The organism is Pseudomonas sp. JY-Q, from assembly GCF_001655295.1.
Taxonomy (GTDB): domain Bacteria; phylum Pseudomonadota; class Gammaproteobacteria; order Pseudomonadales; family Pseudomonadaceae; genus Aquipseudomonas; species Aquipseudomonas alloputida.
The window spans coordinates 1,804,821-1,829,642 of record NZ_CP011525.1; the positions used below are offsets into that span (position 1 = coordinate 1,804,821).

The 24,822-nt window shown below is 58.9% G+C and carries 17 protein-coding genes and 1 pseudogene; 12 read left to right on the forward strand and 6 right to left on the reverse strand.

All coding sequences use genetic code 11. The features are described 5' to 3' along the window. Positions 1-48: 48 nt before the first annotated feature. Positions 49-1,290 (forward strand): hypothetical protein, encoded by a 1,242-nt coding sequence (locus AA098_RS08120; protein ID WP_156747515.1) that lies wholly within the window; start codon positions 49-51, stop codon positions 1,288-1,290. On the opposite strand, the gene AA098_RS08125 is transcribed toward AA098_RS08120, so the two are convergent. Further along, a complete protein-coding gene (locus AA098_RS08125) occupies positions 1,279-2,307 on the reverse strand; it encodes an IS30-like element ISPsp7 family transposase (RefSeq protein WP_011911495.1) in 1,029 nt (342 codons plus the stop codon). The two genes, AA098_RS08120 and AA098_RS08125, sit on opposite strands and share 12 nt — an antisense overlap. Before the next feature lie 159 nt (positions 2,308-2,466). On the opposite strand from AA098_RS08125, the gene AA098_RS29135 reads away from it, so the two are divergent. The 8 genes from AA098_RS29135 (at position 2,467) to AA098_RS08170 (ending at position 16,911) form a co-directional block, all read left to right on the forward strand. Then, positions 2,467-2,778, forward strand: a complete 312-nt coding sequence (locus tag AA098_RS29135; protein ID WP_156747516.1) for a hypothetical protein — start codon at positions 2,467-2,469, stop codon at positions 2,776-2,778. Further along, complete coding sequence (locus AA098_RS08140; RefSeq protein WP_064614047.1) at positions 2,775-5,060, forward strand: hypothetical protein; 2,286 nt, start codon at positions 2,775-2,777, stop codon at positions 5,058-5,060. The genes AA098_RS29135 and AA098_RS08140 overlap by 4 nt, the downstream gene beginning before the upstream one ends. Before the next feature lie 119 nt (positions 5,061-5,179). Continuing rightward, on the forward strand, positions 5,180-6,208 hold the full coding sequence (locus AA098_RS08145) for an IS30-like element ISPsp7 family transposase (protein WP_011911495.1): 1,029 nt from the start codon (positions 5,180-5,182) through the stop codon (positions 6,206-6,208). Between the two features lie 62 nt (positions 6,209-6,270). After that, positions 6,271-6,732, forward strand: a complete 462-nt coding sequence (locus AA098_RS08150; RefSeq protein WP_156747517.1) for a hypothetical protein — start codon at positions 6,271-6,273, stop codon at positions 6,730-6,732. A 76-nt stretch (positions 6,733-6,808) separates the two neighbouring features. Beyond that, the gene (locus AA098_RS08155) at positions 6,809-10,798 is read left to right on the forward strand and encodes an RHS repeat domain-containing protein (protein WP_064614049.1); all 3,990 of its coding nucleotides are present in this window, start codon (positions 6,809-6,811) and stop codon (positions 10,796-10,798) included. 204 nt (positions 10,799-11,002) lie between these two features. Further along, on the forward strand, positions 11,003-13,027 hold the full coding sequence (locus AA098_RS08160) for a hypothetical protein (RefSeq protein ID WP_054889447.1): 2,025 nt from the start codon (positions 11,003-11,005) through the stop codon (positions 13,025-13,027). 129 nt (positions 13,028-13,156) lie between these two features. After that, entirely contained in the window at positions 13,157-15,355 is a 2,199-nt protein-coding gene (locus AA098_RS08165) for an autotransporter outer membrane beta-barrel domain-containing protein (RefSeq protein WP_054889448.1), read from the forward strand. 59 nt (positions 15,356-15,414) lie between these two features. Then, the gene (locus AA098_RS08170; protein WP_064614050.1) at positions 15,415-16,911 is read left to right on the forward strand and encodes a hypothetical protein; all 1,497 of its coding nucleotides are present in this window, start codon (positions 15,415-15,417) and stop codon (positions 16,909-16,911) included. 5 nt (positions 16,912-16,916) lie between these two features. On the opposite strand, the gene AA098_RS08175 is transcribed toward AA098_RS08170, so the two are convergent. From AA098_RS08175 to AA098_RS08190, 4 genes are all read right to left on the reverse strand, one after another. Next, complete coding sequence (locus AA098_RS08175) at positions 16,917-17,639, reverse strand: molecular chaperone (protein ID WP_371263220.1); 723 nt, start codon at positions 17,637-17,639, stop codon at positions 16,917-16,919. A gap of 77 nt (positions 17,640-17,716) precedes the next feature. Further along, entirely contained in the window at positions 17,717-18,265 is a 549-nt protein-coding gene (locus AA098_RS08180; RefSeq protein WP_156336280.1) for a fimbrial protein, read from the reverse strand. Positions 18,266-18,482: 217 nt separating this feature from the next. After that, entirely contained in the window at positions 18,483-18,893 is a 411-nt protein-coding gene (locus tag AA098_RS08185) for a PA2817 family protein (RefSeq protein ID WP_003247124.1), read from the reverse strand. A 79-nt stretch (positions 18,894-18,972) separates the two neighbouring features. Continuing rightward, positions 18,973-21,420, reverse strand: a complete 2,448-nt coding sequence (locus AA098_RS08190) for an acyl-CoA dehydrogenase (RefSeq protein ID WP_003247125.1) — start codon at positions 21,418-21,420, stop codon at positions 18,973-18,975. A 392-nt stretch (positions 21,421-21,812) separates the two neighbouring features. Here AA098_RS08190 and AA098_RS08195 point away from each other — a divergent pair, with 392 nt between their 5' ends. From AA098_RS08195 to AA098_RS08205, 3 genes are all read left to right on the forward strand, one after another. Next, complete coding sequence (locus tag AA098_RS08195; RefSeq protein WP_003247126.1) at positions 21,813-22,436, forward strand: glutathione S-transferase; 624 nt, start codon at positions 21,813-21,815, stop codon at positions 22,434-22,436. Between the two features lie 133 nt (positions 22,437-22,569). Then, complete coding sequence (locus tag AA098_RS08200; RefSeq protein ID WP_003247127.1) at positions 22,570-23,502, forward strand: ABC transporter ATP-binding protein; 933 nt, start codon at positions 22,570-22,572, stop codon at positions 23,500-23,502. Next, complete coding sequence (locus tag AA098_RS08205; protein WP_003247128.1) at positions 23,499-24,278, forward strand: ABC transporter permease; 780 nt, start codon at positions 23,499-23,501, stop codon at positions 24,276-24,278. Before AA098_RS08200 ends, AA098_RS08205 begins: the two co-directional genes overlap by 4 nt. Positions 24,279-24,287: 9 nt before the next feature. Here AA098_RS08205 and AA098_RS08210 read toward each other — a convergent pair. Beyond that, positions 24,288-24,794: pseudogene (locus AA098_RS08210) on the reverse strand (DUF2062 domain-containing protein); the annotation flags it as partial. Positions 24,795-24,822: the final 28 nt, after the last annotated feature.

A 24,822-nucleotide genomic window follows, 5' to 3' on the forward strand; every position in this document is an offset into this window, starting at 1 on the left:
TTCTCGCATAACTGAAGGCTTGTTCGGAGATTCCCTGGGGAAGGCAGCTTGCCCTATTTTTTGCCGGAGGGTTTTTCAAGTAATTTGGTTATTAGTTTTGAGCAGGTCGTCAGCCGTATGCTGCTCAAGACGATAAAAGGTTTAAAAATGTTCGAGACGCTCGAATATCAGAGTGTCGTCGCAGGAAAGTTCATGCGGTACGAGGCTACGAAAGGGGGGGTTGATAGTGAAAGTAAATTACCCATAGTTATACCTGGGACGGGGCCGGTCGCGGGGGTAGAGGGTGTTGAAATTCCCTTTGTCAGTCGCGACCCATGGTCTTTCTCGTTGGTCAATGGTGCGATGGAGATACGGTGGGCCGGCCGTGTCGAGACGCGGGGGCTTGCGGCCGAAACAGTTTTTTCAGCGGGCGGGTGGATAGAGTATGAGTATGAAGCTACCGTTCTGATTGACTGGAACTTAAAGTGCAGGTTCACTCCAGTGCTAGATAAAGATCAGGCCGGACGCTCTGTGATCCGGATTCAAACTGACGTTGAGAAACAATTCGCAACTGAGACCCAAGGCGGAACGGGGCACGATGATCTAAAATCGGAGTTGGACGCTTTCCTCGCAACGTATGAATTACCTGTCATGCGGCTGGAACAACTTGCTGAGGAACTCGAAGACGTTTCACTTTCCATTGACGCGTTCCGTCTCAATGGCCTTCTGTTCGCAGACGATTCGGTGGTGGAGCCTCGCGTCATTTATCAGCCCGGTGACTTGACGGCATTGGGCGACCTGGCCCCGAAGCTGACAACCAACCGACTGTCTAACAATGAACCCGTCGTGGTGGCCAATGGCACCTTTACCTTCGAGGTGATCCCTCCCTTGGAGGGCGTGCAATGGTCCGTCGCCGCGCTGGAGGGTGACCCGACAGGTGAAGAATACGTGGGGGCAATCGAGAACGGTATCTATCGAGCCCCAACGGCGGCCAGTTTCAACTTCGCTTACCGGCGAGTGATTGTAACGGCCAGCAAAGGCGACTGGTCCGCCAAGGCCATGGTCCATGTGGTTGCCTCTTCGGTTTCGGTATTCCCTATGGTCAACACGGTCAACTTGACCCTACCAGGTGACCCTGATGCAGGGTATGTGGTCTGGGCCGGTAGCGCCAACAAGCAGGCACTTGATTGGACTCTCTCCGGCAATGCCGGCGGTAGGTTGGAGCTGGATGAAAATGCCGACGTTCAGGATGCACGCGTCTATTACGCCCGGCGGTTGCAGGAGCTGAGTGCAACACGGTTATTGAATTGAAACCGGAGCATCATGCCGCATTGCCATGGCATTTTGCATGACCTCTCCCATCACCTCGATGGGGCATTTGAAGTCGAAGCGCTTGCGCGGTCGCATGTTCAGTTGCAGCGCAATGGCGTCCAGCTCCTCCTGGCTATGTACCGACAGGTCTGTGCCCTTGGGCAAGTACTGGCGAATCAGGCCGTTGATGTTTTCGTTGCTGCCGCGCTGCCAGGGGCTGTGCGGGTCGCAGAAGTAGATCGCCACGCCGGTTCTTTGGGTGATCTCGGCGTGTCGCGCCATCTCCCGGCCCTGGTCGTAAGTCATGCTCTTGCGCATCTCCAGCGGCATGCTATTGAGCGCGGCGCTGAAGCCTTCCAGCGCCGAAGTCGCCGTTGCGTCGTTCATCTTCACCAACATCAGGTAGCCACTGGTGCGTTCCACCAGCGTACCGACGGACGAGGCGTTGGCCTTACCCTTGATGAGGTCGCCTTCCCAATGCCCCGGCATCAGCCTGTCTTCAATCTCCGGCGGGCGCACATGAATACTGACCATCTCGGGGATCTGGCCGCGCCGATCCACGCCACCAGAGCGCGGCCGGCGCGTCGTCTTGCCTTGGCGCAGACAGATGATCAGCTCCTTACGCAGCTCACCCACTGGCAGGGCATAGATCGCGTTGTAGATCGTCTCGCGACAGACGTAGGCATCTCGCAGGTTGGGTATGTTCATGCTGCGCAGCTTGCCGGCAATCTGCTCGGGAGACAAACGCTCACGCAGCATATGGGTCACCAGTTCGAAGCGCTCGCTACCCGGCAACAGTTTTCGCATCGGTCGACAAACCTGGCGGCGGGCCTGCATTTGCTGCTGAGCCAGACGGGCCGAGTAGCCACCGCAAGCACCTCGGTTACGGCGCAGCTCACGGCTGATGGTCGAAGGGGATCGGTTGATCAAGCAGGCAATCCTGCGCAGGCTGAAGCCTTGGGTACGACCGATTTGAATGGTGGCGCGCTCTTCAACGCTGAGTTCGGTATAAGACATAGGGGCAGCACCGTACCGGAAAGGTCAGGTGTTGCACTCAGTTTTTGCCGCCGCCCCCCAATAGAGTTCCCGGATGATAGCAATGAGGAGCTGGACCAAGCGATTCGCATCGACAGAATAGAAGTCAAACAGGGCGACGGTCCACCAGTCGTATGCGAAATGTTTCTTCCAAAACTGGCCACACCCAATTGCTTCTTCAGATACACCGAAGAGGAGGACGGAATACAATTTTCCTTTTGGGGGACAAAAAACGACGGCAGCGAGATGGAACTGTCGCCTGCCAATTGGTACAAGCTGAGTGGTAAGGGCGACTTGAGCCAGTCTGGAAAGTACACCCCGCCGGCCGCCGGGGGGGAGCATTATATTGCCGTGGCTGCGTTTTATGACACCGGCTTCATCCCATTTTGGAACTTCGTCATTATTCCACTCCCCCTCGCTACATTACTGAACTTGCAGGAGCGTGACCTATGAATCCGTTCTCTACATCGGCGCTTTTACAGCGGTTAAGTGAGGAAGATCGGTTCTTCGGTTGGGGCGCCGTGATGGCGCTCAGCCGCAAGGCGTTGAATACTTCACTGCAGGACCACTACTTGCAGTCGTTGGGCAAACTGACTTATCTCGAGCCTTTTGATGATGCCTTCTCGATCAATGAAGGCAGTGAGCAGATAATCGAGATCGAGGGATTGGTCCTGGGCGCAGCACACGTATCGTTCGAGGGCGCTGTGTCGACAGACCGGCTCGTCACCGTACGCATGAACCTATTGGCTGGCGATTTCCGCTACCGGCTTCAGCTGGCCGGCCAACCGCCTCGTTTGCATCGCAGCTTCACTATTCGCGAAACACAGGGCTTCTACCTGGAGGCGCAGTGCAAATTCGAACTGCGGTTAGACCCGATCAGCATGAAGCAAGAGATCGTGATCGACATCGCCCAGGCCAGTCGTTATATCTGCAACCTTGGTTTAGACAACTACGAACGCACCCAAATTGGCAAACGCCTGGGCCAGTGGCTGGTTCAACAGAACGAAGAGCGCAGGGTTTTGAAAATGGGCTCGTTCAACTTGCGCAACTATGAGCCGTTGGACCTGCGCAAGGGGGCCTTGATAACTCTTCCCGCGCCATGGGCGGCAACCCCAGGCTTTGAGGGTGATGGTGCACTGGTAGTGTTCATGCAAAAAGGCGTGGACTTCAAGGGGGGTAATATGCCGTCGCAACCCTACCCTTATCCGTTGCCCAATGAAGCCAGCACCGACGTCATGCTGCTTACGCCACCCATTATGCAGGAACTCCAGCTGGGCGAGCCCGCCGATGTAGTGCGCTCGTTAGCGCTGGGAAATGACCGTAGGGTGGCCTTGAGTGAAACCCACCTGCTGGCTGATGCCTCGGTAAGTTTCGGGGCGCTGGCGCGTGGCGCGCTCAGTCGTGAAGTGCAGCCTGCCATCTCCACGCTGGGGGCTGCTATGAAACAGCCGTTCGCTATGTCAGGCGGCAGCGGGGTGGTTGAATGGCAGGCGCGCAATTTATTCCGTCCGGGGGCGACGGGCACGATGAATGGCGGCCTTTATCAAGCGACTGCCCGGGAAAGCTTCGCCAGGCCGACACAGATGATACTGGTGACGGGTCATGCTTTGGACGATGACGAATCCTTGGTTGCATCCGCACTCGTGGTGGAAACCGACAAGCCCCTGACCATTGCCCCACAGACCGTGAACTGGTCAAACGGTGACGGGCCCATCGAGTTCGTCGTGAGCGGTAGTGCGGCCGTAGACTGGTCGCTCGAAGGCGAAGAACTGGGTAAGTTGGATAAAAACGGGAACAAGGCGACATTCACCTACACGGCACAACACACATCGGGTATTCAGCGTCAGCGAATTCGTGTGAGGTACGACAACGAAGGTATTCAGTCGTCCGCCGAGGCGTGTGTGGTCATCGTCAACACGGCTGCTGCCATATACGTTGAGCCCTTTCATGTGCCCCGCGAGAACGCGCAAGCACCCATTCAGTTCTCTTCCTTGAATTGGCGCGAGGCATTGTTGGCCGCGGGTCAGACGCCACCAGCCACCCTGCAGGAAGCTAAAATTGAATGGACAGTGGTCGGCGAGGGTGAGATCACACCTGACGGGCTGTACACCCCACCGCTCAAGCCGGAGTCTTCAGCAAGCGTGGTGATGGCAGACTTGATGGGCATGGCTTTCGGGTACGCCATTGTCGAACATGGCGAAGATGGCATGGGTACTGGCACGCGGTCGTCAATCGCATCAGGCTGGAAGGCGCTATCGAACTTCACGCTCAGGACATTATCGGCGCCTAGGTGCTTCGCCAACGGCATGCAGCAAATTCAGGTGGAAGTTAGCATTATCACCGAACAGGGGGATTCGTTTGTTGAACCGATCGGCGAAGACGATATGCGAACGTTCGGTTTTTATCTGGAAGGAGGCGGTCAGTTAGACTTCGTGGATGAGGGTATCGAGCCAGGGGATAAGCCAGAAACCTGGGTGGTGCGCCGTACAAAAAACCCGAAGTTGAAAACGCAGCCGGGGGGTGTTCGGGGGGGGCGCACCTACAGAAGAACAAGGCGAGTTGATCAGGCACTTCTGGCTCCAAACCACTGCTACGCAGGACGTCACTATATACGCTCAGTTCAAAAAAGCGGGGTTGGGCGGGCAGTGGCAACACTCGCAAAGAATAAGTCACCAAGATGGCGAGGTGAAGGTAACAGGCATGATGCGGCCGGGGGTTGCCATCGAAGCTTTTGACTGGTCTAAGCAACCTGTTCGGGTCGAGCATGAAGGCGCGGAGCATGGGGGTGATACGTTCAGCGGCGGCGGCAAAAACTGAGTGCAACACCTGACCTTTCCGGTACGGTGCTGCCCCTATGTCTTATACCGAACTCAGCGTTGAAGAGCGCGCCACCATTCAAATCGGTCGTACCCAAGGCTTCAGCCTGCGCAGGATTGCCTGCTTGATCAACCGATCCCCTTCGACCATCAGCCGTGAGCTGCGCCGTAACCGAGGTGCTTGCGGTGGCTACTCGGCCCGTCTGGCTCAGCAGCAAATGCAGGCCCGCCGCCAGGTTTGTCGACCGATGCGAAAACTGTTGCCGGGTAGCGAGCGCTTCGAACTGGTGACCCATATGCTGCGTGAGCGTTTGTCTCCCGAGCAGATTGCCGGCAAGCTGCGCAGCATGAACATACCCAACCTGCGAGATGCCTACGTCTGTCGCGAGACGATCTACAACGCGATCTATGCCCTGCCAGTGGGTGAGCTGCGTAAGGAGCTGATCATCTGTCTGCGCCAAGGCAAGACGACGCGCCGGCCGCGCTCTGGTGGCGTGGATCGGCGCGGCCAGATCCCCGAGATGGTCAGTATTCATGTGCGCCCGCCGGAGATTGAAGACAGGCTGATGCCGGGGCATTGGGAAGGCGACCTCATCAAGGGTAAGGCCAACGCCTCGTCCGTCGGTACGCTGGTGGAACGCACCAGTGGCTACCTGATGTTGGTGAAGATGAACGACGCAACGGCGACTTCGGCGCTGGAAGGCTTCAGCGCCGCGCTCAATAGCATGCCGCTGGAGATGCGCAAGAGCATGACTTACGACCAGGGCCGGGAGATGGCGCGACACGCCGAGATCACCCAAAGAACCGGCGTGGCGATCTACTTCTGCGACCCGCACAGCCCCTGGCAGCGCGGCAGCAACGAAAACATCAACGGCCTGATTCGCCAGTACTTGCCCAAGGGCACAGACCTGTCGGTACATAGCCAGGAGGAGCTGGACGCCATTGCGCTGCAACTGAACATGCGACCGCGCAAGCGCTTCGACTTCAAATGCCCCATCGAGGTGATGGGAGAGGTCATGCAAAATGCCATGGCAATGCGGCATGATGCTCCGGTTTCAATTCAATAACCGTGTTGCACTCAGCTCCTGCAACCGCCAGCTATAAAACCCTAACGGTAGACTACTGGTATTTGAAACATCTCACGAGGGAGCTGAATGTCATCTACTTCGTGGAGATAAGGGTCGAGACGGATGATAACCTGTCAGTGATGCGCTGGGAGACCGAGGAATACGAGGACACGCTGTGCAGTTACAGCGGCTACGTATTTGGAAACTCGAAGGAAGAGATGATTTATGATCCCCAGCTGGTTCTCATGTCAGCACATCGTGGTGTGCCATTGAAGGCATTGCACCCGAATTATGCTCCCCATGATAATGCCTTGATGATCAGCCTGACGCGGATAATAAACTTCCCTTTTCGGCACCAACTGGAGCATCACCCTGACCCCTTGTACGATTTCGAGGAAGAAGTGCGGCCTACCCTATTACGTCCGTTCAAGTTCAGTCTGCTCGATCAGGAAGGCAATCGCCATTATCTGAGAGTGATGTATGTCGGGCTGAATCGCAACCATTTCATGCTTGATCTGCAGTAGCCGCTAGCTGAAGCCACAGGGCGGTGGCTTGCCTTGGCAAGCCACCGCCGAACATGAATTCCCAGAGATCAATACGATGACAGTCACATCGGTTGTGCATTCCAACGCCTTCAATTTCATGAGTTTCATCAGTAACAGTGTCGATCCGCGTACGGGGCAATATACGGTTACACTCAAGTTACCCACTGTGCCAGCCAACCATTTACAGGGGCCTGAACTGCCTGTGCAGCTGGCCTTCAACCCTTTGAATACCGAAGACAGTGGTTATGGCAAAGGCTGGAACATGAGCCTCAGCCAATACATGCCCCTGACCCGCACCTTGTATTTGTATACGGGCGAGCAGTTCGTCGTTTCCAGCATCACTAGCCAGCCGGCGGTCATCGATGAACAGAAACTCGTAAGTTTCAAGTTTTACCGTGACGACGACAATAATTATCGGGTGGTGCACAAGTCTGGCCAGGTGGAACACCTGCGTGTCCGCTCAAGTAATGGCAAACCGGTGGCGCTGCCCCATCGTGTCTATGCACAGAGTGGGCATTGGATCGAGTTGGACTACACCGATCCACCGGACACTACTCACAAGTGCCTGAAGTCCATAAAGGACATGGCCGGTAAATCCTTGCTGGAGGTGGAATACGTTAACCGCGACCGTTACAACTTCCATGTGGCCACCCGAGCGAAGACCGGCCCGTCACGGGCGACCTACTCGGTGCAACTGGCCGGGAGGGACGTCAGGAAAGTGGTACTGCCAACCCAGGACCAAGGCAGTTGGCGGTTTGACTACCTCAAGGACCCGAGCACGCAAAACATGACCTGTCTGCAGCGCGTGGCCGCGCCGACCGGCAGCGTCGAGACCATTACCTATGATAATGCCGGCCATCGGTTGCCAGCGGGTGCGCCTGTCGAACGGCTGCCGCGGGTGAAGCGCCACGTGCTTGACCCTCAGGGCGGGCAGAAGTTGATCGAAACGGAGTATACCTACAGCGCCGAGAACTTCATGGGCGGGAACAGCTCAGCCTCTTGGAGGGAGGGGGAGGACAACCTCTATCAAGTTGGCGCGTCGTACGTGTATTCCAGCACCGAGCAGTTGGTTGTACAAGATGAGGTCGTGCGCCAGATCGTCCGCACGTATGACCGCCATCATCTGATGACCCGGCAGGTAACCGAACAACTGGGTGACGTGCTCGATTACGACAAGGCCGATGCACCCGAACAGCAATGGTACGTGACGCAGACCACTACGGCCTACCACGGCGACGCCAACGTAGAGTTCGCCCTGCAACCGCCTTACTTCCAGCTACCCAAGCAGGTTACCGAGCAATGGCGAATGCGCCACGATTCGACGCGCCAACGAAGCGAGGTGCGCGAATACGGCTATGACGATGCCGGCAACCAGACGCTGGAGGTTCAGGCCAATGGTGTGCGAACGGTCAGCGAGTACTACCAGCCTGGAGACAACGAGGAGGATTGCCCGCCAGACCCGCACGGCTTCGTACGGCACTTGAAAAACCGCACGGTCTATCCATCGCCCGGGTTCGAGGCTCAACCACCGGCGCCCATTTTGCGCACGAACTACCGCTATGGCCGTCACGGTTCGGTTTTACCGTCACGCCAGCGAACACTACGGCGAAAGGTGGGGGAATATTGGTTGCAGCCCAAGCAGGAGAAGCTGATCGAGCTGCCAGCCAATGCGTGGCTGTCGATGCAAACGACCGTGCGTGACACCACGTTCGAGTACATCGCGAACCCCTCTGATTCGCTGCTTCACGGCCGAGTGCAGGCTCAGGCAGTCGTCATGCATGGCAAGCCAGAGGCCATGACTTTGACTGAATTCGAATATGACACCCTCGACAACAGTACCGTGCTGGAAACGCTGCAGACAGTGATCGGCTTCGATGACGGTGAGCCGGTCGAGGGCGAAGCGGAGCCGCGCAACTCGACCAAGCAGATTACGCTGCGCCAGTGCGTGCTGATCAACCAGCCGCTGCTCAATCTCGACGACAACGAGGTGGAAATCGCATACGAATACGACGAGTTGAGTCGAGTCACCAAGGAAACCGTTGCGCCCAGAGAACCTGAGTACACAGCGTCGCGAAGCTACAGCTATACCCTGGTGGCGACCGACGGGCAGCTGGCGCGACAAACCGAAGTCGACGTCAAAGGTGTGGCCACGCGGGCCGAGCTCGATGGGATGAGTCGGGTGGTCAAGACCGAGCGGCATGACGCTGACGCCCAGGATGAAAAGCGCAAGGTCGAATTCCGTACCAACTACACCGCCGACTACGATGTGTTCGGCAACCTGGTGAAGGAAGTGCAGTTTGACTGGATGGACGAAATCGATCCTGACAACCCAGGCGGACCGGTAACGCGCATCACCTTGGAATTGCCCAAAACCATCAAGTATGACGGTTGGAATCAACAGTACGCCGAGATCGGTGCCGACGGCGTGATGATCGTGGAGCGAACCGACCTGATTGGTTCATCGCCCAGTGCGCAGGCACTCGCCGTCGACAGCCCACGCAAAGCGCCCCGGCATGCCAATGGGCTGCGCCCAGGCCAGACGCTCGCGGACGGCCCGCAGGCATTGCGCACCAGCTGGAAGCAAACCCCCGATGGCAAGATCAAGGGGGGCAAGACGATGCAATGGCTCAACACCTTCGACCACCCGATCGAAGAACAACGGGTGGATACCACAGGCAAGCGAATCAGCCGCCATCGGTACTTCTACGATGGCCTGGGTCGCAACGTGCGGGAGATCGATGCCCGTGGTGCGACGGAGCGGTCGGTGTACGACGTGTTTGACCGCGTGGTCGATAAAATATTGGCCGATGGCAGCACGGTACATCGCGAGTACGCTCAGCACAGTGGTGAAGACTTGCCGACCAGTATTGCGGTAAATGGCAAGCTGTTGGGTGAGCAGCGTTTCGACGGCCTGGACCGCATGATCGAGTCCAAGACCGGCGGGCGAAAGCGAGTGATGCATTACCTGCCGGGCCACCGCCAGGCAAGCTGGGTGATCACCCCGCGCAATGCACGGATCGACTACGTTTACAAGCCGCAGTTGGGTGAGGAACCCACCCAGCGTCGCGTGAGTAACAGCGACCTCAACTTCATCTACAACCCCTTGAATGCACGCCTGGAAGAATGCAAGGAAAATGGCCAGACGGTGCTGCAGCGTGATTACTTCAGTACGGGCAAGATGAAAGTGGAAAAACGCACGGTGCGCGAGGACGGGGCGGAAGCCAAGACCTATACCATGCAGTACAACTACAGTCTACTCGGTCGGGAGCTGGCCTATGTGGACGTATTGGGTGGCGCGCAGATTTACACATATGACTCAACGGGGCGTTTGATCAGCACCGAGCTTGGCACCACTCAGGCGCAGTTCGAGTACGACGAACTGGGGCGCACGAAAAGTTATGTGACCACCGACGGTGCACAGCGCCTGGGCACCTTCTTGACCTACGATGACTTCGACCGCGAAATCGAGCGCCGTTTCGAGTTGCAGGATGAAGTCCAGGTGCTCGAACAAGAGTATGACGCTGCCGATGCGCTGATTGAACGCCATTTGAAAACCGGGGACGGCGCCACCCTGCGCAGGGAAAACTACTGGTATGACGTGCGTGCACGCCTGGAGTATTACGAATGTGAAGGTGAGCTGTCGCCGGTTGATCACTACGGCAAGGTCATTGCTGCACAAGAGTTTACCTTCGATGAGTTGGACAATATCAAGTTTCTGGAAACGTGGTCGCCCGATGGCGCAGGGGGAGAAGACAAGAGTTCGGTAGAGTACTTGTTCGGCAACCCCCTGGACCCGGCACAGTTGACCGGCATCACCCGCGCCGGTACCACCGTCGAACTGCATTACGACGGTGACGGTAACCTGACCAATGACGAGCAGGGGCGCACACTGACTTACAACGCCCTGGGGCAATTGGAGCGTGTCGATCTGCCGGATGGTGAGTACGCGCTGTACGGTTACGATCCCCTTGACCGCCTGGCCAGTCAGGGCGCGAGTGCGGTGGCGGCGCCCACGGAGAAAGAGCAGGCAACATCATCTGAATAAGCGGTTCCTCACCTGCACGGTGGCTGAGAGGCATCTTGGTCACTGTGCAGGTTTTTTCTTTTTTATAGGGCGGTAGTGCGTATAACGCGCACTGTCAAACTGATAAAAATGCCAGTTGTAGTTGTAACTTGCGGCGCGTTCAATAGTGTTCATCGGCAGGTTTGTGGTGGCTGGTTTCGGCCCCTGACTAAGGAGATGATCGCAATGAAAAGTTCGAGGGAAGCATTTGCGGAAGCCCAGCGAGTTCGCCGGGAGGCCCGTAAGGTTCGCAAGGCGCCAGTGATCAAGGTCGGGCCTGGTGTGGATAAGCCTGATGATGTGCTGGCGGATCCAAGTGACTTCACAGTGAAGGCATCGGTGTTGAAAGACCCGGCCAAAGAGCTTGCGATCTCGATCCCCAAATGGGGCCTGCCATCCCCAGATGCTGGCGAGGATGCCCTGACCGTCTATCACCGTATAGGAGAGTTCGAGCAGGATATCTTCTCGGGAGCCTTTAACCAGGACCAAGCGGGTGATTTTCCACTTCGCGTGGTACTGGAGAAAGACGCGGATGAATACGGCGCAGATGGGCAGCACAACTTCATTTTCGTGGTCACTCCATTCAACACGGGCATCCCACAACCTTCCGATCCGTTGACGTTGATTTTCGACCGCATGCCTCCGAACCTGGACAACCCACCTGACGCGGTGCCTCCTATTGTTGAAGTAGTTGATGGCAACGTAAGTTCGGTCAGTGCCATTCTTCCGGATTACCCAGACCGTGCCCCCAAGGATGTTGTCTACTATTACTGGCTCGACCGTGTGCCCGAGAATATTGACAACATCCCCCCGGTTGACAATGTCGAAGTCACCGCCGCAAATCAGAGCCTTCCCATCCCTGATACGCTGATCAAGGCGGGCGGCGACGGTGAGTGGTTCGTGGTGTACGTGCTTGTGGACAAGGCCGGTAACATCAGTCGAGTGTCCAAGCCGATGTCGGTTGTCGTGGCATTGGGGGCAATGCCGGCGAACCTCAAGTTACCTGAGGTGCCATTGGCTGCCGATGATCTGATTGATCGGCTGGATGCCAAGCAGGGTGTTCAGGTGCATGTGCTGGAATACGATAACTGGAAGTCTACCGACGAGATCAGCGTGAGCTGGGGGGCGACGCCACTCGAAATGCGACCTATTGGAGAAGGGCAGAATTTCCCTGTGGTCTTTAGCATCGACCCAACGGTGCTGAGGGGTGAGTATGACGAGGACGTCCTGGGTACCCAGGTTGTCAATGTGAGCTATGAGGTCTTGCGGGGTGGGAAATCGCGCGGCTCCAAGGCAATAGACGTCAATGTCAACTTTGAAACCTTCGGGCCGGTGGACCCTGGTACCGATCCAGACCCGGATTGGCCAGACCCGATCAACTCGCGGCTCCCCCTGTGCAGTGTGTACGGCGCAAAATCGAACCAGGCAAACGAGTTGCTCCCCGTGGATGACCGCCTGAACGCGACGTTGAAAGTCGACTTGTATGAGGGGCTGGAAGAGCATGACCTCATGGAGTTCTACTGGGGCAATACCCACATCACGCAAGCTGACTACCAGGTGAAGGCTACCGATAGCGCGGGTGACAACATCACGGCGGAAATTCTGTGGAGTTACATCCAGAGAACCGGTAATACCACCGTGCCCGTGCACTACGAGATTACCCGAGCTGGCGTTCCGAACAAGCCTGCCTCCAAGAACCAAAGCGTAACGGTGAGCGCAGTTGTGGTGCATCCGGACGCGCCTGGGTTCGAAGGTGTGAGTGACACGGGGTGGCTGGCCTGCGAGGCGCTTGTAGACCCTGCTGATCCGAGTTTGCCAGCGGCGGTAAGGGTCAAGGTCGGGGACCTTAGCCAATATGGCCTGAAAGAGAATCATCTGGTGACAATGCATTGGAAACTGCTGCATGCCCAGTCCGGGGATGTGGAAGTTCTGTCCTGGGAGCAAGAGATCAAGCTCGGAACAGAATACCCACCAAGCGGCTTCATCTGGCGGGTTGAACCGTACGAAGATTACATCCTGCCTCTGTATGAGTTTGATGATGATGACCACACCGGACGGGCGTTTAGCTGGTACGAGTTCGAAGACCCTTCCCTGCGCGAACAAGGTTTGGATGCGCTGATCGTATCTGAGGTCATTGAGCAAAAAATTGCCATGCATGGTGTTTGGGGCCCATGCCCAGTAGCGTTCAACCGCCCCCAAAATAATAGCTGACGCCTCATTGCAATGATGAATTCAGACTTTTCCGACATAACTAGTCGGCTGGTTTGAGTAGATTTGCCGTCTTTTCTTGCGGCCTGCCCAGCTGGGTCGCGAGTTTTCCAGCAGAAGAGGTGTTACCCAATGTCCCCAAGCAGTTATCGTCCTGTTGCCCACACGACGCAGGCATTGGCCTGGGCCGTGTTCGCGCCCCTGGCGCTTGCACTGAGCCCGCTGGCGATGGCCACGACGCCGGTCTCGGGGGAGCGGGTGATTGGCCCCTCGACGCCAGTCGACGACTACCTGTTGAGCGATGGCGCGTCACTGACCGCCACGGGCGCCACGATCGACTATGTGGTAGCGCGATCGAGCTCGACCTTTAGCATGACGGGCGGCTCGATCAACGCGACCGGTGCCCACGACGGCGTCAGGCTGATGGCTGGCAGCAGCGCGACAGTGCAGGGGGGCGCTTCCATCAAGTCGGACCTGTACGGCATCCGCCTGTTGCAGGACGGCACTGTCGGGGCTTCGGCCCTGGTCACCGATAGCCATGTACAAGGGGCCAGTGGCGGGGCCTATGTATCCTCGAACTCGGCCCTGACAGTGCTGCGCAGTACCTTTGTGGGGGACGGTAGCCGAGCGGTGGTGGACCTGTTCGGTAATGGCAAACTTACCGCGCAGGACAGCGTGTTCACCGGCGGTGGCGCGGGCATCCGCTTGTTTGGCGATGCCGCTGGCGGCACGGCGCAGGTGACCCTGGTGAATAGCCGAGTGGAAGGTTTGACGGGCCCGGCGATCGTCGTGGGCAGCGATACGTTACCGGCGGCGACGGCGGATATCGTGGTTGGCCCGGGCTCGACCCTGGTGGGTGGTGACAATGTACTGTTGCAAGTGGCGGGCGGCTCGACGGCCAACATGCGCGTCGATGCCACCCAACTGCTTGGGGATGTAGTCGCCGAAGCGGGTTCCACTGCCAACTTGACCCTGGAGAACCAGGCCAGCCTTACCGGCCGCCTGGAAAATGTTGCAGGCCTTACGCTGAACAGCCAGGCACGCTGGAACATGGTGGAAGACAGCCAGGTGGGGAGCATGGCGATGAACGGTGGCTCGGTGCGCTTTGGTGAGCCAGGGCAGTACCAGCGCCTCACCCTGGGCACGCTGAGTGGCAACGGTACTTTCATCATGGATGCCGATTTTGCCAATGGCCAGACCGACTTTCTGGAGGTGGGCACCGCAACCGGCAGCCACACGTTGCAAGTGGGCAGTAGCGGCAACGAGCCGAGCCAGCAGAACTCGCTGCACCTGGTACATGCAGGTGCAGGGGATGCGAGCTTTTCGTTGCTCAATGGCTCGGTTGACCTGGGCGCCTTCTCCTACGAACTCGCGCAGCGCGGTAATGACTGGTTCCTCGATGGTTCGCGCAAAGTCATCAGCCCGGGGACGGCGGCGAGCCTTGCCTTGTTCAACACCGCACCTACCGTGTGGTACGGCGAATTGAGCACGTTGCGCACGCGCATGGGCGAGTTGCGAATGGATGAACGCAAGTCGGGTGGCTGGATACGCACCTATGGCAACAAGTACAACGCCACGCCGGCTTCGGGGGCGGCCTACTCGCAGGTGCAGCAGGGCATATCGTTGGGCGCCGACGCCCCCCTACCCTTGGGGGACGGGCAATGGATGGCCGGTGTACTGGCGGGTTACAGCAGCTCTGACCTGGATGTGGCGCGGGGGGCTTCTGCAGAGGTTAAAAGCTATTACGTGGGTCTGTACACAACGTGGCTGGATGCCGCCAGCGGTTACTACTTCGATGGCGTGGTCAAGTTCAACCGGTTCGATAACAGCACCGAGGTCAACCTGAGCGATGGCCAGCGCAGTGATGGTGATTTCAACAACCATGGGCTCGGCGCTTCGTTGGAGTTCGGCCGTAATATCCCGCTGAGCGATGGGTACTTCATCGAACCGTATACGCAGTGGTCGGTGGTGAGCATCGAGGGCGCGAGCTATAGCCTGGACAATGGTCTGCGGGTCAAGGGCGGTGACACCCGTTCGCTGCTGGGCAAGGCGGGAGCGACCGTGGGGCGCAACTTCGACCTGGGTAACGGGCACGTCGCCCAACCCTATGTGCGCCTGGCTTATGCCCATGAGTTTGCCACTAACAATGATGCCAAGGTCAATGATCATCAGTTCGACAGCGACCTGGCAGGCTCCCGGGGGGAGCTGGGCGTTGGCCTCGCCGTATCGTTGGCTGAGCGCTGGCAGCTGCATGCCGACTTTGACTACAGCAACGGTGAGCGGATCGAGCAGCCTTGGGGCGCTAACGTCGGTTTGCACTACAGCTGGTGACACTGAACAAGGGAAAGCGTTGCTTTCCCTTTTTTTGGGATTGCGGGAGGGCATGCATCATGCTCAATGCTCAGGGGTGGTTCACAAAGCTTCGTACCTGGCTGAAGGTTATGGTCAGGTCGTCAGACGGTAGGCGGGGGCTGTCGATTGACAAAACGCCGCGTGTCCCCCAGATGCTGGAAAACGTGCCCGGCGGGCAGATGAACTTGTTGCCTGTCAGTGCGCTGAAGGATCCACTGCGGGTCGAAGTGCCGATGTGGCCAAACAGCAACCCTGACCTGGGTCCGGAAACGCTCACGCTGTTCTGGAACACTGATGTCGTCGAGCAAAGAACATTCACCGTTCCAGTCACGGACGCTGACCTCATCATGCATGTTCCTGCCAATCGGCTCGGGGAGGGCGAGCCTGTTCTGAAATACCAGGTAAAAATCTTCAATGGTGTACCTGAAGACTCAGACCCACTTATGCTGACCATCGACCGCCAGGCCCCAATCCTGGCGAGCGACAATAAGGTGCAGCCGCCTCCCGAGGTGGTTAGCGGCGGTGTGACCGTGGTGTACCTGGAACAGAACGGCGATGAGTTGTTGGCGACGTTGCCAGCCTACGATACCCCCCAGGTAGGTGACCGCATCAGCTATTACTGGGACCGGCAGCTGGGTAGTGACGAACTGGTTGATGTGCTCAGCCTCACCCAGGCTGATGTGGCGGCGGGGACGCTACCGAAGCTGAAATACGGCGGAGAAATGATTCGTGAGCGTGGAGATGGTCCGCGCTTTCTGCACTATCGAGTCGATGATCGTGCTGGCAACCAGAGCGCCGCATCCGCTCTCCTGCAACTGACAGTGGCAGCCACGCCTGCTCCACGCACGCTCTCATGGCCCGAACTGCCGGCGGCGGAGGGTAAGGACGAAACGATTGTGCTGGAGACCGGTTCGGTAGAGGAAGATCTGGAAGCATGGATCCCGGAGGATGCTGGCGTCGGTAGCTTGGAGCCTGTGCAGATGCAGTGGGGCGAACCAGGCCAGGTGGGGGCTGTGACCATCCAGGGTGCGCCTGGTACCCGACGCTTTCTGGTCCCGCTGAAGCATGTGCCCGCCCACAGTGGCAAGACCATACCGCTGTATTACCTGGCCAGCGGCGATGTGTCGACCAGGCGCCAGGTCAGGCTGACTGTATTCAGGCCCTCTGCGCCGGGGCCTCAGATAGAAGAAGCGGGCACTCAATATCTAAGCCTGAGGGATATAGGGGAGGGTGTTCATGTTACCCAAGTCGCTTGGGGGCTCATCAGTACCGACCAGCGTGTCACGATCAGGGCATTCGCTTATGACGCGCAGTCCCAGTTGCAGGAGCATATCGTGCTCGATCAGCATGCAGTCACCGAGCCGGAAATGCTGGACGGGTTTGGGCAAGGGAGAACGCTGATCCTGCCGCGGTCCTTTTTTGATACGTTGAAAGCGGACATTACATTCTTCGTGCGGACAACGGTAAGCCTGGACGGCGGTCAGACATGGCCCGAAAGTGGCTATTTCCAAACGTCGCTCACATTGGTCCCTTGATCCACCTAGTGATGAACATCGCTTGTCAGTTTTTCGGATGTCGCGCCGTAGTCGTTGATGATCGAGAAGGTTACCTTGGTATCAGGTGCAAGCTGTTTGCCTGGTAACGGATACATTTGTTGTGAGAAGGGCGCCACCATCGCTCTCGCTTGCAGGTTGTGCGCACCGACTTGCACCTGGTTGAAGGTGAAATGATAAGGCGAGGGGTTGTCGACAACCAGGTTGGCCTTGCCGTTGAGTGTCTGCACCGACCATTTCAGCGCTTTGAGGTGTTCTTCGGGTCGGCTTTTCAGGTGGCTAGGGCGATAGAACAGCTTGATGCGGGTGCGCAGGGCGATGTTAAGGAGGTTCGCGTTGGTTTCTAACTGCTGGGGAATCTCCTGCACATTGAAGTAGAACAATGACTCCCGGTCTTCCGGCAAGTCGTTAGGCAACCGATTGATCTGGACCATCTGCTGTTTGCCCGGGTCGAGGCGGAACAGTGCGGGTGAAGCGATCAAGGGGACGGGGGTGACAGTGTCGTCTTCTTCAGTGTTGACCCAAGCCTGTGCGGCGAAGGTGGAGTTACTGGGATTGGCGACGATTACCGATGAGTTGCGCGAATCGGTACCGTGTACGATACGTGTGGAATCGATTGTCAACGCTGCTTGTGCTGGAGATACCGTGGTCGCCAGGCAGCTTGCAAATGCGACAACCCGTAAAGTGAAGAATCGCTGAATGATGGACATCGAGAGGGTGAACCTTCGTTCAAGGTTTTTTGTATCTGGAGGCCCCAGGTGCCGAGTTCCAGCACGTGGGGCAATGATCAGTTGATCGCGACCACGAAGGTGACGGTCGACGCTATATCACCTTGTTCCACCGCTGGCGCTATTTGCTGCAGGCGGGCCGAGAAAACCATCTCGGTCGGATCAGTTTGGCTCAGTGGGTAGTCCATGGACGGGGTGTCTGGTGCGAGCTGCGCACCGGTTCGGTCAGAAATTTTCAGGCCCAAGCCCTTGGTGTAACCGATGCCATCTTGCAGGCCGTAGAGGTCGCCGCTGGTGCCGGCTTGGCCGTAAGCTGGGGTGAAGGTGACGTTCGCGACTTTACCTGTGCCGATGGTACAGCTACCGCCAGGGGTGAGCCGTAGCGCAAAACCGATCCGTGGGGTTTCTTGGCCGGCACCGACAAAGTCCTGTGTCTTGTAGTTGCCCAAATTCAACACTGGCATGGGGACGCCGGTGCCTGGTGTCACGACATCAATAGGGCAAGTGCCGCCAGGGCTGACAGTTCCGGTGAAACTCATCGTGCCGTTGTTGGCCATTGCTGCGCTGCTGGTCAACGTGATGGCGAGTATGGAGAGTATTTTTTTCATGCGTCTTCCTAAGTGAAGCCAAGCGTGAAGCTTGAACAGGTATGTTCCATTCGTGCCCGTATTTGGGGGGGGGATGGCACCTGATGCAGGGTAGAGAAGGCGCAAGGTAAGGTCTGTAGGAGAAGGTTTTCGTTTTGGCGAGATTTAAGAACAGTGTGCGTGTCACAAATACACAGCCCGGGGCGCTGCCCAGAAAGCTGGGCAGCCGTAACCCGGTTTAGTGGCTGCGGCCCTGGTTCGAGGCGTTCAGCAGTTGCTTTTCCTGATTCCAGTCAAAGGGTTCATCGCTCTGCTCCGCTTCGTAGCGACGCTCCTCCAGTCTCTGGTAAAGGTCCAATTCCTCGTCTGGCATGAAATGCAAGCAGTCACCGGCAAAGAACCACAGCAAATCGCGGGGCACCAGGTGAGCGATTTGTGGGTAGCGCTGGATGACTTGGCAGATCAGGTCCTGGCCCAGGTATTGGCTTTCGAGCGGGGCTTGCGGCAGCAGGGTCAGCAGTTCGTCGAAGCGTTCGAGGAACAGGGCGTGGCTTTCCTCCGGCACCTGCTCGGCTTCACCCAGGGCCACCAATATGGTGCGCAGGTGGTTCAGCAGTTGCAGGTGATATTCCAGGTGGGGGTTAGCCATTGGGGCGGTCCTCGGGGTGGTTGAAACGGGGCGCGGAGTATACGCCGGTTGGGGAAGGGGCCGCAAAACGGCCCCTGTCTCAGCGTACCTTGCCTTGCTCCGGCAGCAGCTGTGCCTTGTCGAAGGCGTCCACGTCGATCACCGCACGGCGCGCTTGCTCAGCTGCATGCAGGCGTTGCGCCTGATCAGGCTGAAGTACACCACTGTCGACTGCCGCATCGATCACCGACTGCCCGGGCGCCGGTCGTACCTTGCCTTCCTTGATTGCCTGATGCAGCGCGTTGTGCAGCGGCGTCGACGCCTCCAGCAGGTCGCAGGCCCGTTGCAGGGCTGCCACCGGGTCGCCGTCAGCTTGCGGCCTGAAGCAACCGGCAAGCAGCTCTTCCAGCGCAGGGTCGCCTTTGCTGCGTCCGATCAGCGCTGCCACCTCGGCGTCCAGTTCATCGCTCGGCCCGGTATGACGGCGGCCGAAGGGGAACACCAGCACCCGTAGCGCGCAGCCGACGAAACGGTTGGGGAAGTTGTCGAGCAACCGGTCCAGGGCGTGCTCCGCCTGGCCCAGGCTTTCTTCCATGGCCCAGCGCAGCAGGGGCTGCATGTGCTCGGGCGAACCGAGATCGTGGTAGCGCTTGAGTGCGGCACTGGACAGGTACAGGTAGCTGAGTACATCGCCCAGCCGCGCACTCAGGCGCTCCCGGCGCTTGAGCGCCCCGCCCAGCAGCATCATCGACAGGTCCGCCAGCAGGGCAAAGGCGGCGGCCTGGCGGTTGAGGGCCCGGAAGTAGCCTTGGCTCAGCGTGTCTCCCGGTACTTTCTCGAAAACCCCCAGCCCCAGGTTGAACACCACAGTGCTGGCCGCATTGCCGGCGGCGAACAGGATGTGTTTCATCAGCAGGTCATCGAATTCCTGAAGTGCGTGATCGTGGTCTTCACGCCCGGCCAACGCCATCTCCTTGAGCACGAACGGGTGGCAGCGAATGGCGCCCTGGCCGAAGATCATCAGGTTGCGCGAAAGGATGTTGGCGCCTTCGACCGTGATGAAGATCGGCGCTCCTTGCCAGTTGCGGCCCAGGTAGTTGTTCGGGCCCATGATGATGCCCTTGCCACCGTGCACGTCCATGGCGTGCTGGATGCATTCGCGGCCTCGTTCGGTCAGGTGGTACTTGAGGATCGCCGACAGCACCGAGGGTTTCTCGCCCAGGTCTACGGCCTTGGCGGTCAGCAGGCGGGCACTGTCCATCAGCCAGGCGTTGCCGCCAATGCGTGCCAGCGATTCCTGGATACCTTCGAAGGCAGCCAGTGGCACGTTGAATTGCTCGCGGATATTGGCGTACTGGCCGGTCACCAGGCTGGTGTACTTGGCAGCCCCTGTACCCACGGCAGGCAGTGAGATGGAGCGGCCTACCGACAGGCAGTTCATCAGCATCATCCAGCCCTTGCCGAGCATGGCCTGGCCACCGATCAGGAAGTCCAGCGGTACGAACACGTCTTTGCCGCTGTTGGGGCCGTTCATGAAGGCGGCGCCCAGCGGCAGGTGACGTTTGCCGATTTCGACGCCGGGCGTGTTGGTGGGGATCAGGGCCAGGCTGATGCCGAGCTCCTCCTGTTCGCCCAACAGATGGTCGGGGTCGTAGGCTTTGAAGGCCAGGCCCAGCAGGGTGGCGACCGGGCCGAGGGTGATGTAGCGCTTTTCCCAGTTCAGGCGCAGGCCGATCACTTCTTCGCCGTGCCACTGGCCTTTGCAGATGATGCCGGTGTCGGGCATGGCGCCAGCGTCGGAGCCGGCCAGTGGGCCGGTGAGGGCGAAGCAGGGGATTTCCTCGCCTCGGGCCAGGCGTGGCAGGTAGTGGTTGCGTTGTTCGTCGGTGCCGTAATGCAGCAGCAGTTCGGCAGGGCCGAGGGAGTTGGGCACCATCACCGTGGAGGCCAGGTCGCCGCTGCGGGTGGCCAGTTTCATCGCCACCTGGGAGTGGGCGTAGGCGGAGAAGCCCTTGCCGCCGTATTCCTTTGGGATGATCAGGGCAAAAAAGCCATGCTGCTTGATATGTGCCCAGGCTTCGGGCGGCAGGTCCAGGTCCTGGCCGATCTGCCAGTCGCTGACCATGGCGCACAGTGCTTCGGTCGGGCCATCGATGAAGGCCTGTTCTTCATCGGTCAATTTCGGTGCCGGGTAGGCCAGCAAGGTGCGCCAGTCGGGGCGGCCACTGAACAGTTCGCCGTCCCACCACACGGTGCCGGCGTCGATGGCTTCGCGCTCAGTCTGGGACATGGGCGGCAGGGTGCGCTGGAACCAGCGGAATACTGGGGCGGTAAACACCTTGCGTCGCCACTGCGGGAGCGCAACCAGGGCGATCTTCAGGGCCAGCACCACCCAGATCAGGGCCAGCAGCCAGCCGGGGGCACTGCTGAAAATGCCCATCAACAGCACATAGGCCGCCAGGATGCCGAGAATCTGCAAGGGCGCCAGGCGCCGGTGCGTGAGGTACGCCGCGCCGATCACCAGCACCACCAACCACAACAGCAACATAATCGGTCCTCCTTGGAACCAAGGGCTTGAGCCGTCCCAGACAGCTTAGACGCAATGCTGTGAACGGCATGTTCAGAACAGTGACAGGGTGTGGCGGTGGGAGTTTCAGTTCATGTGTTCGCCTGTACCGTTCCATTCCCTCCTACAACGGTGTGTGGCGAGCCCCCCGATCGATGTAGGTGCGGGCTTGCCCGCGAATGCGATGGTGCTGCGACGGTGAATGATCTGGGATATTGGCCGGCAGGGCCGGCCCTTTCGCGGGTAAACCCGCTCCTACGACGGTACGTGGCAACATCACCGAGCGATGCAGAGGCTTGCCCGCGAAGAGGCCCGTACAGGCGGCGAAGGTCTGGAGTAGACTGTGCCACCTCCGCACTCAAAAGGATGTTGCCATGCTGAAGATCTGGGGCCGCAAGAATTCGAGCAATGTGCGCAAGGCGCTGTGGATCGCCCACGAGCTGGGCCTGGACTTCGAATCCATCGACGCCGGCGGCGCCTTCGGCGTGGTCAACGAGCCGCACTACCGCGCCCGCAACCCCAACGGCCTGGTGCCGATGCTCGAAGACGGCGACCTGACTTTGTGGGAATCCAACACCATCGTTCGCTACCTGTGCGCGGAGTACGGCACGGAGCAGGGCTGGTATCTGGCAGACCCACGCCAGCGCGCCCTGGCCGACAAGTGGATGGACTGGACCACATCGTCCTTCGCCGCACCCTTCCGCCCGCTGTTCTGGGGGCTGCTGCGCACGCCGGAAGACCAGCGCGACTGGGTGGCGATCAACGCCGCGCACAAGCAGTGCGCGCAATTACTGGCCATTGCCGACGAAACCCTGGCCAATCAGCCGTACCTGTCCGGTGACCAGATCGGCATGGGCGACATCCCACTGGGTAGCTTCATCTATGCCTGGTTCGAACTGCCCATCGAGCGCCCGGACATGTACCACCTTCAAGCCTGGTATGAGCGCCTGAAGCAACGCCCGGCCTACCAGGCCGCCGTGATGACCGCGCTCACTTGAACCCGCTTCGATAGTCATTATCAATAGATGTGACTGTACTTGTGCAGCCTGGCCTTGCACCATGGCTGCACTCACTGCGCCAGTGACTTTACCTGGCGTGTCCTGCACCTTTTTCTTCGGTAAGTGACCCGCTATGAGTTCCGCCCTGTCCATCCGACAGCTGACCAAGACCTACGGCAATGGCTTTCAGGCCCTCAAAGGCATCGACCTCGATGTTGCCGAAGGCGACTTCTTCGCCTTGCTCGGCCCCAACGGCGCCGGCAAATCCACCACCATCGGCATTCTCTCGACCCTGGTGAACAAGACCAGCGGCACAGTGAGCGTGTTCGGTCACGACCTGGACCGCGAGCCCTCCGCGCTCAAGCGTTGCCTGGGCGTGGTGCCGCAAGAGTTCAACTTCAACCAGTTCGAGAAGACCTTCGACATCGTCGTGACCCAAGCCGGGTACTATGGCATCCCGCCCAAGCTGGCCAAGGAGCGCGCCGAGCAGTACCTGACCCAGCTGGGCCTGTGGGACAAACGTGATGTGCAGTCGCGTTCGTTGTCCGGCGGCATGAAGCGGCGTCTGATGATTGCCCGCGCATTGATCCACGAACCGCGTCTGCTGATCCTGGACGAACCCACCGCCGGGGTGGATATCGAGCTGCGCCGCTCGATGTGGAGCTTCCTCACCGAGCTGAACCAGAAGGGCATCACCATCATCCTCACCACCCACTACCTGGAAGAGGCTGAACAGCTGTGCCGTAACATCGGCATCATCGACCACGGCACCATCGTCGAGAACACCAGCATGCGCCAGTTGCTGGGCAAGCTGCATGTCGAAACCTTCGTGCTCGACCTCAAGCAGGACCTGGCCACGGCGCCGGTACTGCAGGGCTACCCGTGCCGGCTGCTGACCCCGCATAGCCTGGAAGTGCAGGTGGAGAAGGACATCGGCATCACCGCGCTGTTCGGCCAGCTGGCGCTGCAGAACATCGAGGTACAGAGCCTGCGCAACAAGACCAACCGACTTGAGGAGCTGTTCGTGTCCCTGGTGGAAAAAAACCTGTCGAAGGTGGCCGTATGAGTGTGGAACTGCGCACCAACTGGGTCGCCCTGAACACCATCGTCTACCGCGAAGTGCGGCGCTTCCTGCGCATCTGGCCGCAAACGTTGCTGCCGCCAGCGATCACCATGGTCCTGTACTTCGTCATCTTCGGTAACCTGATTGGCCGGCAGATCGGCGACATGGGTGGCTTCACCTACATGCAGTACATCGTGCCGGGGCTGATCATGATGTCGGTGATCACCAACTCATACGGCAACGTGGTGTCGAGCTTTTTCGGCAGCAAGTTCCAGCGCTCGATCGAAGAACTGATGGTGTCGCCGGTGTCGCCTCACACCATTCTCGTCGGCTATGTGCTGGGTGGGGTGCTGCGTGGTTTGGCGGTGGGGGTGATCGTGACCATCCTGTCGATGTTCTTCACCGACCTGCAGGTGCACCACCTGGGCGTGACCGTGGTGGTGGTGCTGCTGACAGCCACCATCTTTTCGCTGCTTGGCTTCGTCAACGCAGTGTTCGCGCGCAACTTCGACGATATCTCGATCATCCCGACCTTCGTGCTGACGCCGCTGACCTACCTGGGCGGGGTGTTCTACTCGATCAACCTGCTGCCGCCGTTCTGGCAGACCGTGTCGTTGGCCAACCCGGTGCTGCACATGGTCAACTCGTTCCGCTACGGCATTCTAGGGGTGTCGGATATCAGCATTGGCACGGCGATCACCTTCATGCTGGTGGCCACTGCGGTGCTCTACGTTGTTTGCGTTCGCTTGCTGGTCAGCGGCCGTGGCATGCGGGCCTGAAGCCTTGCACCGGCATTGGCGACGACGCCACTGCCGGCCCACCCACCAGCGCCAGTAGAACATGGTGGTGAAGTAGGCAAGGATGCCCAGCACCACGCCGCACACCACCGAGCCGAGCAGGAAGGGTTGCCACAGCGTCGACAGCTGGTCGGTGATCCACTGGAAGGTCAGCTCGTCGGGCAGGGTGCGCGGCGGTACCTGCATCAGCCAGGCACCGGTCATGTAGGTGACGAAGAACACCGGCGGCATGGTCAACGGGTTGGTCAGCCACACCAGGCTGACGGCGACCGGCAGGTTGCCGCGCACCGGGATCGCCAGGGCCGCCGCCAGCAGCATCTGCATCGGGATGGGAATAAGCGCCGCGAACAGGCCCACACCCATGGCTCTGGCCACCGAATGGCGGTTCAGGTGCCAGAGGTTGGGGTCGTGCAGCAATTTGCCGAAAAAGCGTAAGGACTTGTGTTCCCGAATGCTGGTCGGGTCCGGCATGTAGCGTTTGAAAAGTCGGCGCGGCATGTAGGCTCCCGGAGCGTTGACCCTGGCA